The sequence below is a fragment of the Thalassospira sp. MIT1004 genome, assembly GCF_001858545.1.
Classification (GTDB): Bacteria; Pseudomonadota; Alphaproteobacteria; order Rhodospirillales; family Thalassospiraceae; genus Thalassospira; species Thalassospira xiamenensis.
This window is the reverse complement of sequence record NZ_MCAO01000011.1, coordinates 319,137-336,187: the sequence shown is the minus strand read 5'-3', so window position 1 is coordinate 336,187 and position 17,051 is coordinate 319,137. Positions and strand designations below refer to the sequence as shown.

At 55.4% G+C, this 17,051-nt stretch carries 16 protein-coding genes; 10 read left to right on the top strand and 6 right to left on the bottom strand.

The features are described from left to right. The first annotated feature begins 33 nt into the window (after positions 1-33). The 5 genes from hisC to BC440_RS06300 all read left to right on the top strand — a co-directional run bounded on the left by hisC (position 34) and on the right by BC440_RS06300 (position 4,608). Positions 34-1,131 (top strand): histidinol-phosphate transaminase, encoded by a 1,098-nt coding sequence (hisC, locus tag BC440_RS06320; protein WP_063094374.1) that lies wholly within the window; start codon positions 34-36, stop codon positions 1,129-1,131. A 1-nt stretch (position 1,132) separates the two neighbouring features. Then, positions 1,133-2,098 (top strand): prephenate/arogenate dehydrogenase family protein, encoded by a 966-nt coding sequence (locus tag BC440_RS06315; protein WP_007092001.1) that lies wholly within the window; start codon positions 1,133-1,135, stop codon positions 2,096-2,098. 87 nt (positions 2,099-2,185) lie between these two features. Further along, positions 2,186-3,067 carry a DMT family transporter gene (locus BC440_RS06310; RefSeq protein WP_063094376.1) on the top strand — a complete coding sequence of 294 codons (882 nt, stop codon included), beginning with the start codon at positions 2,186-2,188 and terminating at the stop codon, positions 3,065-3,067. 45 nt (positions 3,068-3,112) lie between these two features. Next, positions 3,113-3,673 carry a gamma-glutamylcyclotransferase gene (locus tag BC440_RS06305; RefSeq protein ID WP_063094378.1) on the top strand — a complete coding sequence of 187 codons (561 nt, stop codon included), beginning with the start codon at positions 3,113-3,115 and terminating at the stop codon, positions 3,671-3,673. Further along, the gene (locus BC440_RS06300) at positions 3,673-4,608 is read left to right on the top strand and encodes an EamA family transporter (RefSeq protein WP_063094380.1); all 936 of its coding nucleotides are present in this window, start codon (positions 3,673-3,675) and stop codon (positions 4,606-4,608) included. Before BC440_RS06305 ends, BC440_RS06300 begins: the two co-directional genes overlap by 1 nt. 74 nt (positions 4,609-4,682) lie before the next feature. Here the strand turns inward: BC440_RS06300 and BC440_RS06295 are convergent, their stop codons facing one another. From BC440_RS06295 to ftsE, 4 genes are all read right to left on the bottom strand, one after another. Beyond that, positions 4,683-5,534, bottom strand: a complete 852-nt coding sequence (locus BC440_RS06295; RefSeq protein ID WP_063094382.1) for a 1-acyl-sn-glycerol-3-phosphate acyltransferase — start codon at positions 5,532-5,534, stop codon at positions 4,683-4,685. 72 nt (positions 5,535-5,606) lie between these two features. Further along, entirely contained in the window at positions 5,607-6,332 is a 726-nt protein-coding gene (locus BC440_RS06290; RefSeq protein WP_062948446.1) for a YdcF family protein, read from the bottom strand. A gap of 120 nt (positions 6,333-6,452) precedes the next feature. Next, entirely contained in the window at positions 6,453-7,355 is a 903-nt protein-coding gene (locus tag BC440_RS06285; protein WP_063094384.1) for a cell division protein, read from the bottom strand. A gap of 47 nt (positions 7,356-7,402) precedes the next feature. Further along, a complete protein-coding gene (gene ftsE / locus BC440_RS06280; RefSeq protein WP_037987102.1) occupies positions 7,403-8,080 on the bottom strand; it encodes a cell division ATP-binding protein FtsE in 678 nt (225 codons plus the stop codon). Positions 8,081-8,444: 364 nt separating this feature from the next. On the opposite strand from ftsE, the gene BC440_RS06275 reads away from it, so the two are divergent. Further along, positions 8,445-9,260, top strand: coding sequence for a DUF3426 domain-containing protein (locus BC440_RS06275; RefSeq protein ID WP_074624793.1), 816 nt, complete (start codon positions 8,445-8,447; stop codon positions 9,258-9,260). A gap of 81 nt (positions 9,261-9,341) precedes the next feature. On the opposite strand, the gene BC440_RS06270 is transcribed toward BC440_RS06275, so the two are convergent. After that, positions 9,342-11,762, bottom strand: coding sequence for a DUF4175 family protein (locus tag BC440_RS06270; protein WP_065701851.1), 2,421 nt, complete (start codon positions 11,760-11,762; stop codon positions 9,342-9,344). 352 nt (positions 11,763-12,114) lie between these two features. Here BC440_RS06270 and BC440_RS22605 point away from each other — a divergent pair, with 352 nt between their 5' ends. Beyond that, positions 12,115-12,366 (top strand): hypothetical protein, encoded by a 252-nt coding sequence (locus BC440_RS22605; protein WP_139189979.1) that lies wholly within the window; start codon positions 12,115-12,117, stop codon positions 12,364-12,366. Positions 12,367-12,884: 518 nt separating this feature from the next. Here the strand turns inward: BC440_RS22605 and BC440_RS06265 are convergent. Beyond that, entirely contained in the window at positions 12,885-13,676 is a 792-nt protein-coding gene (locus tag BC440_RS06265) for a helix-turn-helix transcriptional regulator (protein WP_065701850.1), read from the bottom strand. Positions 13,677-13,784: 108 nt separating this feature from the next. On the opposite strand from BC440_RS06265, the gene BC440_RS06260 reads away from it, so the two are divergent. From BC440_RS06260 to BC440_RS06250, 3 genes are read left to right on the top strand one after another with little or no spacing between them, the layout of a single operon-like run. Further along, complete coding sequence (locus BC440_RS06260; protein WP_223304876.1) at positions 13,785-15,860, top strand: FUSC family protein; 2,076 nt, start codon at positions 13,785-13,787, stop codon at positions 15,858-15,860. Further along, complete coding sequence (locus BC440_RS06255; RefSeq protein WP_065701848.1) at positions 15,857-16,072, top strand: DUF1656 domain-containing protein; 216 nt, start codon at positions 15,857-15,859, stop codon at positions 16,070-16,072. Before BC440_RS06260 ends, BC440_RS06255 begins: the two co-directional genes overlap by 4 nt. Continuing rightward, a complete protein-coding gene (locus BC440_RS06250) occupies positions 16,069-17,019 on the top strand; it encodes an efflux RND transporter periplasmic adaptor subunit (RefSeq protein ID WP_083195722.1) in 951 nt (316 codons plus the stop codon). The genes BC440_RS06255 and BC440_RS06250 overlap by 4 nt, the downstream gene beginning before the upstream one ends. Positions 17,020-17,051: the final 32 nt, after the last annotated feature.

The following is a 17,051-nucleotide window of genomic DNA, read 5'->3' as shown; positions in this document are numbered from 1 at the left end:
TCACCGGCCCTGCCCACTGGGAGAAACTAGGAAATGTCTGCGCCCACCCCACGTCCCGGCATTCTTGATATTGCGCCTTATGTTGGCGGCAAGTCGCGCACCGATGGTGCAACCCGCGTGATCAAGCTTTCATCGAACGAAGGCGCGCTTGGTCCGAGCCCCAAGGCCATCGAGGCGCTCCGCAAGTCGGCTGAAAAGCTGCATCGCTATCCCGATGGCGGTTGCGAGGCGCTCCGCAAAAAGCTGGCCGAGAAATACAATATTGAAGCCGATCAGATTGTCTGCGGTGCCGGCTCGGACGAGTTGATCACCCTTCTGATCCGTGCCTATGCCGGTCCGGGGGATGAAGTGCTGTATTCGCAGCATGGTTTCCTGATGTATCCGATTGCGGCCAAGGGTGTCGGTGCGGTTCCGGTGACTGCGGCCGAAACCAATATGACCACCAGCGTTGAGGCGTTGCTGGCGGCTGTTACCGAAAAAACCAAAATCGTTTTTGTCGCGAACCCGAACAATCCGACGGGCACCTACATCAATGATGCGGAAATGAAACGCCTGCGTGATGGTTTGCGCGAAGATATCGTTCTGGTTGTTGATGCGGCTTATGCCGAATTCATGACTGGTCAGGAAGATTATTCCGCCGGTGAAGAACTGGTGCGTGCCGGTAAAAATACCGTCATGACCCGCACTTTTTCCAAGATTTATGGTCTTGGTGGCATTCGCCTTGGCTGGTGCTATGCGCCGGTTGATATTGCCGATGTTCTGCAACGCCTGCGCAATCCGTTTAACGTGGCCCTTCCGACACAGGAAGCCGGTCTTGCGGCACTTGATGATGATGAATTCGTCAATGCCTGCGTGCGTCATAATGCTGAAACGCTGGCGTGGTTCCGCGATCAGGTGAACGCGATTGACGGCCTGATCGCCCATCCGAGCTATGGCAACTTTGTTCTGGTCGAATTCCCCAAGGAAGAAGGCAAAAACGCCGATGCTGCCAATGATTTCATGATGGCACAGGGCGTTATCCCGCGCAAAATCGGTGCTTATGGCCTGCCGCAGATGTTGCGTATTTCGATTGGTACGAAGGAAGAAATGGAAATCTGCCTTCAGGCGATCAAAGACTTTGTGAACAGGTAAAATGACCAACACCGCATCCGAACCGCTTTTTGATACCGTTGCCTTTATCGGCATGGGGCTGATTGGCTCGTCACTTGCCCGTCGTATCCTGCGCGACGGTCTGGCGAAAAAAATCACCTGTGCCGTGCGTTCCGAAGCCACCCGTGACCGGGTGCTTGAACTGGGTATCGCCGATGAAGCTTATTGCGACATCAAGGAAGCGGTTAAGGATGCCGATCTGGTGATGATCTGTGCGCCGGTGGGGGCCAATGAAGCCATCGGCGCACAGCTTGCCGGAAAACTTAAAAAGGGTGCGATTGTTTCCGACGTCGGGTCGGTCAAACAGGCGGTCATTCGTGACATTGCGCCGCATCTTGACGAAGGCGTCTCGTTCGTGCCGGGCCATCCTTTGGCCGGGACCGAACATTCCGGACCGGATTCAGGTTTTCCCGAACTGTTCGAAGGCCGGTGGTGCATCCTGACCCCGGTTCCCGGTGAAAAGGAAAGTGCGACCGCGCGCGTGCAGGCCCTTTGGGAAGCATGTGGCATGAAGGTTGAGTGCATGGATGCCGATCATCATGATCGCATTCTTGGCATCACATCGCATCTGCCGCATCTGATCGCCTATACCATCGTCGGGACGGCAACCGATCTTGAAGATGCACTGCGTCAGGAAGTCATCAAGTTTTCCGCATCGGGTTTCCGTGATTTCACCCGTATTGCCGCATCCGACCCGACGATGTGGCGCGACGTGTTTTTGAACAACCGCGAAGCGGTCCTTGAAGTTCTTGGCCGTTTTCAGGAAGATTTGATGGCGTTGCAGCGCGCGATCCGCTGGGGCGAGGGCGAAAAACTGTTCGACCTGTTCAGCCGTACGCGTGAAATCCGCCGTGGTATTGTCGATGCCGGGCAGTATTTCACCAATTTCTCGGCCGAAGGTGAAGACCGCCAAAGCGACGCCAAGGGCAAAAACAAGACCGATAAATAATCAATTCACGGTTTGCAAATGGCAGGCCGTCGTCGGGTGGAAAGATGCGCCCCAAACAGCATCTTTCGCCGGAAAAAGGGGAACGTCATGCCTGCCACCGATCATCCGGCTTTTGCAAGGATTATGCCGTTCTTGTTTGTGTTCCTCTGGAGCACGGGCTTTGTTGGCGCAAAGTTCGGACTCCCCTATGCCGACCCGTTTACCTTTCTGTTTGCCCGTTTCGCCATTGTGATTGTTCTGATGGTGCCGGTGATTTCGTTGCTAGGTGCCAAATGGCCCAAAAGCTGGCAGCAGGTTGCCCATATCAGCACGACCGGTGTTCTTGTCCACGGGATTTATCTGGGCGGTGTTTTCTGGGCAATTGATACGGGGCTTCCGTCGGGCTTGGCGGCCTTGATCGTCGGATTGCAGCCGGTCGTGACCGCATCGGTCGTCGGTGCCCTTCTTGGGGAACGTGTCAGTGGACGCCAGTGGGCGGGGCTTGTTCTTGGCCTGATCGGTGTGGCGTTGGTGCTGGTGCCCAAAATCGGTGACGGGATCGGTATTACGGCCTTTGGCATCGGGCTTGCCATCATGGCGCTGTTTGGCATGACGGCCGGGACGCTTTATCAGAAGCGGTTCTGCACGGGCATGGACCTGATGAGCGGTACGGTTATCCAGTATGTTGCCGCGGCGGCCTTTGTCGGGGTGGTTGCCCTGATCAAGGAACCCTTGGTGATCGAATGGAGCATGAACTTCATTCTTGCGATGGCGTGGCTGGTTCTGGTGTTGTCAATCGGCGCGATCATGCTTCTGATGGTTTTGATCAAGCAGGGCGAGGCAACCCGGGTTGCAAGCATGTTTTACCTTGTCCCGCCCACGGCTGCCTTCTTTGCCTGGCTGCTTTTTGATGAACATCTGGGCATGCTCGGCTTTGCCGGATTTGCAATTGCCGCACTTGGGGTGGCATTGGTAATGGTGAAACGCTAGGTTCAGGGCGAAACTTGAAAAATGCCAGCGTGACCGGAGGAAATTTTGACTGAGCCCCAGGAAAGATGGGTATTTGGATATGGATCGCTGCTGTGGCGTCCGGGCTTCGAATTTGAAGAACGGGCACGCGCGACGCTGCGCGGCTATCACCGGTCCTTTTGCATCTATTCCCATCACTATCGCGGCACACCGGAAAATCCGGGGTTGGTCCTGGGGCTGAATGTCGGCGGGGAATGTGTCGGGAACGCGTTTCGGATCGCGCCTGACAACTGGCCGCTGGTCAAGGCCTATCTTGATGAACGCGAACTGGTGACCAACACCTATATTCCCGCCGATGTCGAGGTCGAGCTTGCCGACGGACGCACGGTCATCGCGCACACCTATGTCGCCGATCCAACGCATGAACAGTTCGCCGGAAACCTGCCGGTGCGAACGGCGGTTGAAATCATTGTTGCGGCACATGGCAATATTGGCCCGAACCTGGAATATCTTGAAAACACGGTCTGCCATCTTGACGAGATGGGAATTGTCGACCCGCCGTTGCACGATCTGATGGATATGGTGCGCCGCGAATACGGTGAAATCAATATGGGAGCCGGAATCTGATGTCGGACGCCACCACAACGTCCAAAGGTGCCAATGCCCCGATGATGGCTGCCTATCTGATGCTGGTTGCCTGCGCGATGATGTGGGGGTCAAACCATGTCGTTGCACGCGGGGTGAATGCCACGGTGCCGCTTGAAGCATTGGCGTTCTGGCGTTGGGTTGTGGCCGCCGTATTACTGTTTCCGGTTTGTATTCCGCACCTTAAACGCGATCTGAGGCTGATGGCCGATCATAAAATGTCGATGTTCCTGATCGGAACAACCGGCGTTTTCATGTTTTCAATCGTCATTTATCTGGCGGCTTACAACACAACGGCGGTCAATACCGGGCTTCTCAATGCGACAACTCCGGTCTGGGTTCTGTTATTTGCAGCGGTGCTTACGGCCGATAAACCCAAGCTTGGCCAGTGGGCCGGTGTGCTGATTGCCGGTGTCGGGACGGCGGTGATCATTGCCAAAGGCGACTTTTCGGTCTTTGCCGAGATGAACTTTGTCTCGGGCGATCTGTTTGCGATGATTTCAGCAATGGTCTGGGCGGCATACTCGATGCTTTTGAAACGCGCCCCCAAGGGGGTCCATCCGCTAAGCCTTGTGTTTGTTTCGGCCCTGATCGGGTTGGTGTTCCTGACTCCGCTTTATATCTGGTCGGTGACTGTTCGCAATGAGCCGTTCTTTACCCATCTTGATCCGGCATGGCCCGATATGCTCAAGATTTTCTATATCGGCGCGGGGCCCGCTTTTTTGGGCTATCTGTTCTGGAACAAGGGGGTTGCGGTTGTCGGCCCGGCAAATGCCGGTGTGTTTCTGTATCTGATGCCGGTTTTTGCCAGCATCCTTGCCATCATCTTTTTGGGCGAGGAACTACACATTTACCATCTGGGCGGGATCACATTGATTGCCTTTGGCATCTGGCAGGCAACACGCCGGAAAGCATAAAAGCTGCCGGACGGATAGAATCGAAAAGGCCGGATCAAACTCCGGCCTTTTGGGTGTTCGAACGATCCGTATGATCAGGAAGGTGTTTTTTCCTGGTTGACGGATTTCATCGGAATCGCGGTTTTGGCTTCCTGCTGTTCGGCTTCGGCTTTTTCGCGGGCTTCCTCGATCTCGACGTCACGTGATGTCAGGGTCGGCAGATTAAACTCCGCCTGTGCTTCGCGTTCAAGTTCCCGTGTGCGGTCATCAATCCTGCTTTTGATGGTTTTCATAAATGTTTTGCGATCCAGATCCGGCTCAATCGCGGGCAGGAATTCCATGGTGACCTCGCCACCGTATTTCATGAAGCTGTGACGTCCCCAGAACATGCCGGAATTGATGGCAACGGGAATGACCGGCGTATTGGGGAACGCCTTGTATAGCGCATAAATACCGGGATGATACGGCCGATCCGAACCGGGCGGTGTGCGGGTTCCTTCGGGGAAGATTACGATCTGCCTGCCGTCCTCAAGCGCACGTTCAGCACCCTTGATCATGTCTTTCAGGGCGGATGATCCAGCCGATCTGTCGACCGCAATCTGCCCGGAAAACAACAGGAACTGCCCCATCAACGGAATGCGGGTCAGTTCCTTTTTCAGGATATATGCCGGGTCAGGCACGACCGTGTGAAAGGTCAGGGTTTCCCACGCAGACTGATGTTTGGCAACCAGAATACAGGGGCCTTTGGGCAGGTTTTCAAGGCCGCGAATACGTTTATACATGCCAACAGAGATGGCCAACGCGCCTTGCGTCAAATGACACCACATATGTCCAACAAGCTGATTGGCCTTGCGACCAAACGGCATCAGGGGAACCATACAAATGCAAAGTGCTGTTGTACCGGCGAAAAACAACACGTTAAACAAAAACGCGCGCAGGGCTCTCATGCAGACAGATCCTTCAAACACTTAGTCAAAGGGTTTGTAACAGTTATACGACACGAGTGAAACGCTGTATCTTCAACCCGATTTCTGCGCCGGGCGATTTGATGCGGAATAATCCTGTCCGGAGGGGTCTGGTGTCGGGGCGGGGCCATGCAGGTTGGCGCGATCACCGTCTGGCAGCAGCCGCAGGATATAGTTCCTGAGGCTGGCAAACAGGAATTTGTTATATTCGCTTGCGATCAGGCTGGCGCTTCCCGGCCACCGCCACCAACTGTCGACCTTGACGTTATCGGGGAACACCGGGTGGGCGATGATTTCGACATCGGGCATCAGGCTGCGAAATTCCAGAAGCGACCTCGGCATGTGATAGTTTGCCGTGACGATGCGCAGGCTTTTATAGCCTTCCTCATACACCCAAACCGCCGTTTCCTGCGCATTGCCGCGGGTGTTTTCCGCAACATGACCCAGAACTACACAGCATGAAACCAGCCGGGGATCGGCTTTGCCCGCCGATAGAAGCTCGTCGACTTCAACCCCGCGATAGACGCCGGAAATAAACAGTTTTCTGGCAAGCTGGCGGGTCAGAAGACGGCGCCCTTCCGAAAGCCGTTCACTGCCACCGGTCAGAACAACGATGGCGTCAGTCTTGCGATCAGGTTCATCAACCGCGGTTGGAATGATGTCGACATACCAGATAAAGCCACCCGCCCAGACCAGCCCCAGCAGGATCAGGGTCGATAGCAAAAACCGGAACCGGCGAAAGCGTCGTCGGTGCTGAACGGAAAGGGGCGGCCTATTCATATGATTGGGCCTGGCGGGACGCTGGCATGCGACGGGGCTCTCCTTTTGGGACAAGGTCATGATCCGAAACAGTAAATGATCACGACGCTGCAGGCCGACTATACGGAGGAGTGAGGCAGGTTACAACATTCTGCGCAAGACACGCAGCACAGTTCTTTTGGCCGTCATCTGTGCGACACCGGCGACCACGAACGGAATGGCGATGATGATGCCGATGAAAAGCGGGCTGAAAACCAGTGTCGGGATAGGCCATCCGGCGCGCAGGCCAAGCCACGCGATCACACCCGAAACCGGCAGGGCGATCAGAAGGCCGATCAATGCCCCGAAAAATGCCAGCCGCAGGTTATGGCGGGCAAACTGGCCCGCGATATAGGAATCCTGTGCCCCGATCAGATGCAGCAATTCAATGATCGTCCGATGGATTGAAAGACCCGAACGTGTGGCAAAAACAACCGACAGCATCGTTGCCCCAAACAGCACGACGATTAACGCCATCAATGCCAGTTCCACCGAAAAGGCAACATCGGCAATCCGTTCGATCCAGATGCGATGATCGTCCAGAACGGCTTCGGGGGCGATTTCACCCAGACGGCGTTCAAGCATATCGAAATTAAACCCGGTTTCCGGGGTGATTTCGATAATGCGCGGGATCGGTAATTCGCTGACGATTTCATCGGGGCCAAGCCACGGTTCAAGAAGGGCCGACATGGTTTCGGGGCTGAGTTCCTCGATCCGGGAGATGCCGGGCATGTCGGCGAGCTGTTCGATAATATCGTCAACGGTTGCCTGCAAAGCCTGTTCGCGTTCTTCGGGGTCGCGATCCGCCATGCCGGTCGGGGGAACCTGTATCGAAAGGCTGCCTTCGATCTGACCGGACCATTTGCCGACACTGTCATGCAGGGCCGCCAGGCCAACGATCGAAAACGTCAGCAAGGCCACCATCAATGCGACGATGCTTGGCAAAAAGCGCGTCGATGAGTCGCTATCAAGTGGCAGATGTGACGGTTGCGAACGAAAAGCCATGATCGATTTTGGGTCCTGTCTGAGCCAGTTGCCGTCGGTTTGGTCGGTTACGCGCTATGCGTGATGTCGTGCAGGGTGCCAGCCTCAAGCAGCCATTGATTATGGCCAAAGCGACGCACAAGTTGCCGGTTATGGGTGGCGATCAGCACCGTGGTGCCAAGTTTGTTCAGTTCTTCAAAAAGATATAACAGCCGCATGGCGATCCGGTCATCAACGTTGCCGGTCGGCTCGTCAGCCAAAAGCAGGGCCGGGCGACCTATAACCGCGCGCGCAATGGCAACGCGTTGCTGCTGCCCGCCGGAAAGCCGGGACGGCACCGCGTTGATCTGATCACCAAGGCCGACCCATTCAAGAAGTTCGGTCACGTTCTTGCGGATTTGCAAATCCTCGACCCCGGCGACGCGTAGCGGCAGGGCGACATTTTCAAAAGTCGTCAAATGATTGATCAGGCGGAAGTCCTGAAACACCACGCCGATCTTGCGGCGGATGGCGGGCAGTTCGTCGCGCGGAATGCGGATATTGTCGCGTCCGAAAATATTGATCTCGCCGCGTGTCTGGCGCAGGGCAAGATAGAGCAGGCGCATCAATGTCGATTTGCCCGCGCCCGAAGCCCCGGTCAGGAAATGAAAGCTGCCACGATGCAGGGTAAAGTTCAGATCGCGCAGAATCTCCGGCCCGGATTCATAGCGGACACCCACATTCCTGAAACTTACGACTTCAGTCAAAACTTGCGCTCCATATCGCAGCACGACGTATCAGACCCGACATAACATGATAATGATGGGGCCGGTTGAACAATTGCAAAAGTCCGATCTGGCTGATCCCAAAGTGGGTATCATTATAGATTGGCCGAAAATATGACGACTTAAACAGTTCTTCGGATGTCATCTAAGCACCATATGTGCAATGCTGTGCTATCCAAATTGGGGCAGCTTCAGTTATCTGTGCTTAACAGTCTGTTAAATCGCCGCTATTTACATATAGTGTAGGTTCTGCCCTACCCGGCGAATTCGGGGGATCGCCGGAAATCACTAGGTTATGGCCGTGCCCCGGGTTTCATGCCGCTGACATCGAGATGCCAGGTTTGCAATGATCATTACTTGCCCAGATTGTTCAAAAAAATACTCTGTGAAAACAGAGGCGATCGGCCCAAAGGGCAGAACCGTACGCTGCAAGAACTGCGGCAATAGCTGGCATCAGGACCCGCCGGGAATGAAAACCCCGTCGCCAGCACAGGAAAACAAGCTGCCGCCGCCTTTCGATCAGGATGGCGCGCTTGGTGCCGATTTCAATGCCGATCAGATGCCAGGTCAGGTTGATCCCGGTTTCGAGGACGCGGACAAAATTCCCGATCCGCCCCCCATCCCGCAGCAGCTGATTCGCAACAATCCGAAACCGCCTGCGAAATCGAAAAAGGGTGTGATTGGCTGGATCCTGTTCTTCCTGATCCTTGGCGGGATTGGTGCGGGCGGATATTTTGCCAAAGATATCCTGATCAATTTGTGGCCGCCGATTGCGAAGGTCTATGACATGGTCGGGCTTGACGTCCCTCATGTTGGCGAAGGCCTTGATATTCGTGAATTGCCGCCGACTCGCGAAGAAGAAGACGGTGTTGACGTTCTTGTCGTTCGCGCCGAGATCGTCAATATCGATGAGATCGACCGGGCGTTGCCCTATTTGTTGATTGAGCTTCTCGATCCGCTGGATCGTGTGGTTCAGCGCAAAAAGGTGCCGCTGATCTATGACGAAAGTGCGGTGCAGGGCGGGGCGGACATGCCGATGGAAGCCCAGATGCTGCCGGTTGGTGAAACCATGACGGTCGAAACCAAAATCCGCCGTCCGAACCCGACAGCAACCCGTTTGCAGGTCACATTCCTTGACCCGCGGGAAGCGGTTGAACCCTGACCGGTTTGATCTGAAAATGACAAAGGGCAGCGATCCGTCGCTGCCCTTTTGTTTTATCTGTGTCGTCCTTTGGACAGGCCTTTAGAACCGTTTCAGCAAGCGATCAATATATTCCTGTTCGATCACCGGGCGGTCCGGGTCGCCGGAACGACGGCGGAGTTCCTGAAGAATGCGCCATGCCCTTTCAAGGGTGTCGACTTCGGGGATGACGGTGGTGCCATCGCCGCCCACCGGCCGACCAAGCGGATCACGATTGCCCGACCCCTGAAGTTCATCGAGCATCGGCATCATCTGGCTTAAACCTTCAAGAGCACGGCTTAACTCGCCAATACCCTGTTGCAGGGCTTCCATGGCCTGTCCCTGTTGTTGCAGGGCTTCGTGGGCACGGTTGTGGTCAAGGGCCTCTGCGGCGCGTTGCATGGCCTCTATCGCGGTTTCAATGCCGCTGAGATTGCCAAACTGGCCAAAGCCGGAATTATTGGTCAGGTTCTGTGCGTCCCCGGCAAGATTTTGCTGCTGCTGGGCGCGGTTGCCATTTCCGCCGGGGCTTGACGGATTGTCACCCTGGTTCATCAGGTCCTGCTGGCGGCGGGCAAGATCACGAATGCCATCAAGCATTTCGCGCAAGGTGGATGTGATATCGGCCCCGCCGTCGCCCGATGTGATCTGCATGTTTTCGACCAGTTCGCGCAGGCGGTCGATCAGGGCGCGCGCCTGATCACGCGCACCAGCCTGCATGAGTGCTTCGATCTGATCGACGATACGTGACAGGTCCTGCTGTTCAAGGATGGCGGCGGGGCCCTGTTGCTGGCTTTGCTGATTCTGCGGTGCCTCGCGGGCGAGGGCGGCCATATATTCGTTAAGGGCGCGGCGATAGTTTTCGATCAGATCGGCGATTTCGGCTTCGGTCACGTCCGGGTTGGCAAGGGCATCCAGCAGCCGTTCCTCGGCCTCCATCAGATTGCGTTCGGCCATGCCATAGCTGCCGCGTTCGATCTCTTCGGCGATGTGCCAAAGCAAACCGGCCACGTCTTGATGGACCGCGCGGTCGCGCAGATGCGCCGAAAGCCGTGCCTCGGTCACGGAAAGTGCCAGAAAAATGCCGATATGGCCGTTGAATGCCTGCGGGGCATAAATGACAGGCAAAAGGGCGTTGCGCATTTCAAGGGCCTTGTCGGGATAGCGCAGCAATCCGCGGCGGATCGTGATCAGTTTTTTGGCGACGGGATGGGTGAACTCGCGTTCGGGCAGGATAATCGAACGTATGTCGCTTTCACCATCCTGTCCGGCATTGTCTTTTGATACCAGTTGCAGGTTAACCGGGAGCCCCGCCCATGGATGGGATACCAGATCAATGAAACGTGGTCCTTCGATCCGTGTTGGCATGGCGGCCTCCCCCCCCGGGGTGTCGCCACCAGACAGATCGATACGGATATTATCGATGGTGCCAAACTGTTCCCGACCAATGCCGTCGGTTGCGGGTGTGATAACCAGTTCAAGATTTTTCATGCCGTAATCATCGGTCGCAACGTAATCCAGCCGGATATGTTCGCGCCGGGTAATCGAAGGCGGGCTTACGAATGAAAGGGCGGGTGGTTTATCGGCAACCAGATTGACATTAAGGGTCAGCCGATCCGTGCCCCACACCGAAATGCGCCATGGTCCGGCCTGATCAAGAGCGGTCGAGAGGACATAGCTGTTGTCGCTGCTTTCGGAAATGTCGCGTTCACCGGTCGGCGTATGCAGGGTCGGTTGCCAGACGCTGCCGATGCTGCCGGCCAGTGTCGATCCGACAGGCACGTCGACATCAATGACGCGTGATGCGTCAGAGCCGCCATCATCCTGCTTTTGCGCGCCTTTAACCTGTTCAAACCGCAGGACGCGCGGGATTTGTCCGGTATAGGCCGGTGGGGTCACCCACAATGTGGTGCTGAAATCGGCGGTACCCAGCCGTTGCAGGGGGCTGAATGCCTTGTAAAACCGCTCGCTGATACGGTCATGGCCCGCAAACAGCCCAACGCTCAGGAGCAATACCGGCAAGACGACCAGCCCGTATCGATCCACCCTGGCAAGGGACGGCGCGGGACGCGGCAGATGCAGATGGTTCAGCATCGCTTCGTGGCGTTGCAATTGTTTTTGCCACAGATAGCTGGTCAGTGGGTCGTCGCGATCTTCGATATGGTCTTCAAGGCTTTGCAGCGGGTTGTTTTCAAGGCCGTTTTCCTGTTCCATCCTTTGCAGGACAGCACGGCGATTGGGCCATGTGAAATGGCGCCACGGCAGGATAATGGCAGCAAGACCGGCAACCGACAGGATCGACAGCAAAATGATATGCCCGGTCGCGGGCAGTATTTCAAAGGTACCGGTCAGGGTCAGACCGGCAATCAGCATCACGATTGTCAAAGGCGGGATCAGCCGGGGCCACACCCGTTCCCACGACATGATCATCCGCGCCAGGCGCAGATGCCGTTCCAGTCGGGGATTGGGTGGTATGATCGACATATCGATTTCAGGCCCCTGCAATCGCCCCGTGTCCGGGACATGTGACGCCAGCGTGGTCCTATGAACAGATTTCAGACCTTAATCTAAGTTTGGGGCTTTGGCGGGGCGGGTCAAGTCAGGATCGCGGCCAGGCCAAAATAAAAGGCGGTCCCTGAAGGGCGGCAGCCTTGGACGGTATATAAAGTTTTTTCAAAAAGTTCTTGATTTGTTCTTTTGATTATGGCATAAGAGAAAAGTCAACGGGAGAAATGCACCCGGACAGAAACCCGCAAGGCCCTGAGCCTCGCGGGTTTTTGCGTTTGGGGCCGGATCAAAGAGGGGATCAGGATGCAGCGGCAAGGATTGAGGCAGGGTGGAGGGGCAGTCCGCAGGATATGCGTCGGCGGATGGCGGAGCCATTACGGCGGTATTACGCGCCGGTTCTAATACGCTTTTAACACGCTTGTTTGTCATGACGGGAGAGGTGCGTCTTGTCGGGGAACGGACCCCGGATTTGCCGGAAGCGGCAGCAATGGCAGCGGTGGCGGCAGTGACGGCATCGGATTGTGGCCCGTCGGTGGTGGACAGGTTGGTGGCAGTGCGCCCGAAGTCCGTCTGCCGGTGAAAATGGCGGATGCCCGAGGTGTGTCTGAACGTCGGGGTAGTAGGTTGTCGCCTTGGCCGGACGGTGATCGATGCGGCAGAGAGCCCGATGATGGTCCGTCGGCGACGGTTGCTGGAGGCCCGAGTTGTGTCTGGGCTTCTGAGGTCACGGCATTGCTGAATTTGGCCGAAGCGGGCAACGAGGGTGCGGGCGGTCGGCGAGCCGTCCATTGGTCAGGCTGGCAGGGGACCGAGGCCCGACCGGGGTTCGGTGGTCGTGGCCGGAGCTCGCGGTAAGCCTGTGGCTGGGGTCGTCTGTTGCCGTGCTTCCAAAGTTTGGCGTTCCTATCCTGTCATTGTGTGAATTGACGCATAAAAATGGAAACGCGACACATAAAATTAGAATGGGCAGAGCAAGTTCATTTGAGTGAAATGAGTTCGCTCTGACTTTCTTTCCCGCAGATATTTTTGCGACGCGGTGTCTGGTTACCGATACTCTTATCAGCTCCGAAACCGAACTTTCTTTTTCTGGCACAATAACTAGACATCCCTGTTTTGAGCAAAATACTGAGCTGGTGTGCTGCCCAGGGCTTTTTTGAACATTGTGATAAAGGCATTCACGGACTCATATCCCAGCGCACCTGCAACATTCTGCACCGCCTCACCACTGGCCAGTTCCCGCAGGGCAACAACCAGATGCAGTTGCTGTCGCCAGCGCCCAAAGGTAAGACCCGTTTCCTGCACAATCAAACGGGCGAGAGACCGTTCGCTCATCGCGACATGCCTGGCCCAATCCTTCAGCGTGGTGCGATCAGCAGGGTCGAGCGTCAAGGCATCTGCCATCAGCTTAATTTTTGGATGATTGGAAATTGGCAGATTAAAACGCTCTCGTGGCATGTCGGCCAATTCATCAAGCATGACACGCGCAAGCCGCGCCGCATGGCTATCGGGCGGATACGCACAGCAATCCCGGGCCAGCCGATCAATCATTTCGCGGATCATCGGTGAGATCGACAACGTACAACAGGTTGCAGGCAAATCAGCCGCCCCTGGCGCGACAAACAGATAATTAAGGCATGCGTTCGCCGTGGCACGCGCGCTATGCGGAACATCACCCGGAATCCAAACCCCGCAATTGGGTGGCACCACCCAAAGCTCGTTACCTGCACGACAGGTAACAGCCCCGCGCAAGGCCAAAATCAACTGCCCTTTGCGATGCACATGCAAAGGTACTTCACCAGCGTGGTCCGAGAAATTCAGCTTATAGGCGAGTGCAGGCACAGGTATGAGGTCAGGATCAAAAACAGAAACAGCAGATCGTAATTCCGTCATGAGAATGGCAGTTTTTAGTGATTTTATGTCATAATATCGAATTTATTAGTTTTTGCAAATCATTCACAATCGCGGGCATTGAGGACAACACGCTCCAGGAGGTCCCTTTTGACCCAGGCCATAAAAATTGGAATAAACTTCTTTTGTTCTCCCACCCTGAAGATTGATGCAAACGCAATCCTATTTTCCGCCAAAACCTTCATTGCGGCGATGCTGGCCTATTACATTTCGCTCCGGATCGGGCTGCCCCGCCCGTTCTGGGCGATCATAACGGTGTATATCGTCTCGCAAACCTCTGCCGGTGCATCCCTTAGCCGGGGTGTATATCGCTTTGCAGGCACCTTCATCGGGGCTATCGCAACCGTAGCCATCGTCCCGAACTTTGTGAATGAACCGATTTTATGCAGCCTCATCCTCTCTGGCTGGATTGGTTTGTGCCTGTTCTTTTCGCTGCTTGATCGCACGCCCCGCGCCTATGCCTTCGTTCTTGCAGGCTACACCGCAAGCCTGATCGGCTTCCCCAGCGTCCTTGATCCCGGTGCGGTTTTCGACATCGCATCCTTGCGCGTGCAGGAAATTTCCATCGGCATTCTCTGTGCCGTACTGATACATCGTTATGTCCTGCCAAAACGCATGACGGGCCTATTTACCGGTAAACTTGCTACAACAATGCAGAATGCGCATCAACTGGCCAGGGATGCGCTAAATGGCACGCCAGAAGAAAACCGTAGCGACCGTAAACAGCTCTCGCTTGACCTGCTGACGCTTCAGGATCTGGCCACCCATCTGCCTTATGATCCAGCACCTGTCATACCCCATCGCAGAATTCTGCGTCTTATTCATGATCGTCTGGCGCGGTTGCTTCTGCTCACGACAGAAATCGAAGAACGCATTCATTTTCTGCGTCATGATGGCGATTTTGCCCCTGCCGAACTTACCCGCCTGATCGATGACGTCAGGACATGGTGCACACTCGCAGATATCGCCGATGAGAGCGACGCAACGTTTGATCTGATCGCACATGCACGAACCGTGCAAAAACAATTGGCGAAAGAAAAGGCATCTTCGGTTGATTTGGTTGGTGCGAACCTTGCCGGCCATCTTGCCGAGATGATCGGCCTGCTTCATGACTGCAAGCAATTGAAGTTCAGTGCAACTCTTATCAATCCTCTTCGGAACACAAGATCGCTGCATGGTCCCAAACACGCCAGGGGCTATGTTTATCACCGGGACTCCCAGATGGCCGCGCGTGCTGCACTTGGCGCCATTACGGGCATTTTATGCGGCTGTGCATTCTGGATATGGTCAGGCTGGACAGAAGGGGGAACCGCTGTTTCCGTTCTCGGTGTCTGTTGCACCCTGTTTGGCAATTTCGATACGCCGGTGCCCTTTGTTGTCAAATATACCATTGGCACATTGTATGGCATCGCCTTCAGCCTATTTTACAGTTTCTTCATCCTGCCGCAGGTCATGGATTTCGCCGTTCTTGTCGCAGTTCTCGCACCGGTTTTCCTGCTCGCGGGCTCCCTTCAGGCGCGCTTGCCTACCATGATGACTGCCCTTGGCATTACCCTGACCATTCCAATCCTGTCAGGCCTCGGCACCAATTATTCAGGTGACTTTGCTGCCTCGCTCAATATCTCGATTGCAGTCTTGGTCGCCGTAAACTTCGGGGCACTAAGCATGTCCATATTTCAAACAGTTCGCGCTGACACTGCGATCAAAAGACTGCTCGACCTTAGTCGACGGGATATCGGACGCCGCGCATTGGGCCATGCCCCCAACGAAGCGCGCTGGATCAGCCTGATGATAGACCGGACAGCACTGTTGCAGCCCAAACTTCGGGCATCCGGCAAGGCCTATAGCTCTGTCCTGGACGACACGCTGCATCATCTTCGCATCGGCCATGTCGCAGGTCGGCTCCACAAGATGATCCCCCTGCTTCCGTTCGAAACAAGAGCCCCGATAAAGGACCTTCTTTTGGCAACCGCAAACTATGTCAATGCCAGAAAGCCGACAAAGAACCATGACCCTGTGCCGCTTAACCAGCACATCGCGACTGTGATGGCGATCAGCACACAAGGCCCAAAGAAAAACCGGGCACAAATACGCGATCTGCTCATTGACCTATGCTTTGCCCTGGGTGCAGCGCCCCTTTCGCAGGCGGGAAAACCTGAATCATGACCCAGGATGTCAATTTCTGGGGAGTTCTGATTCCCGGCTTGGTGGTTCTCGCCGCTATGGCACTGGTCGGAACCATCGCAACCATACGCTTGCTGTTCGCTACCCGCTTATCCCGCATCTTTACCTACAGACCGCTCATCGAGCTCGCCCTCTTTATCACCATTTACGGTCTGCTCACGCTATACCTGCCATTAAACGGACTTTTACCGTGAAAACTGTTATTTCTCTCGTCGGCCGCTACATCGTTACTCTTTGTCTGGTCGCTGTATCGGCCTTTGTCGCGTTCAAGGCTTGGAGCCATTATGACAAAACACTCTGGACCCGAGACGCCCGCGTTGGCGTTGATGTCGTACAGATCGCCCCGGAAGTTTCCGGCACGATCCGTTCTGTTTCCGTTGCGGACAACCAATATGTAAAACAGGGCGACGTTCTATATCAGATAGAGCCAGAACGCCTGGAACTGGCTGTAGCCCTGGCCAAAGCAGATGTCGAAGCAAAACAACAGGACATGATTGTCCGGCAGGCAACCGCCCGGCGACAGCGCCAATTAAAGGATTTCGCATCCCGGGAAGCCATTCAGCAAGCGAATGGTGCCGCAGCAGTTGCCAGCGCGGCCTATCAATCGGCGCAGGCCTCCCTCGATCTGGCCAAACTCAACCTCGCCCGATCGACAATCCGTTCAACAGTTGACGGCTATGTAACCAATCTAAAGCTCCGCCCAGGCGATTATGCGACGGCAGGTATAACAAAAATTTCCGTCATCGATGCCTCCAGCTTCTGGGTCACCGGATACTTTGAAGAAACGAAGATAGGCCGGATTCATATTGGGGCGCCCATATCGATACAGCTGATGGGTTTTGACCAACCGGCATTTGGTCATGTTGAAAGCATTGGCCGCGGCATAGAAAACAGCAATGACACACCGGGGCATCTCGGCCTCCCCAATGTCGCCACAACATTTTCATGGGTTCGCCTTGCCCAACGGATCCCTGTTCGCATCAAAATTGACAAAATCCCTGCCAGCATAGAGCTGGTGGCTGGCATGACCGCAACGGTCCAAGTCATGCGTCAAGATAAAGCGACAAATACCGACAACCACGCCTTATCTGCGTCCCCCGATCTTGACGGCCTATATCGCCTCAAACATAGCGAAGACTGATACAGGCCAAGCTCCCCGTCAAACTAACCGGC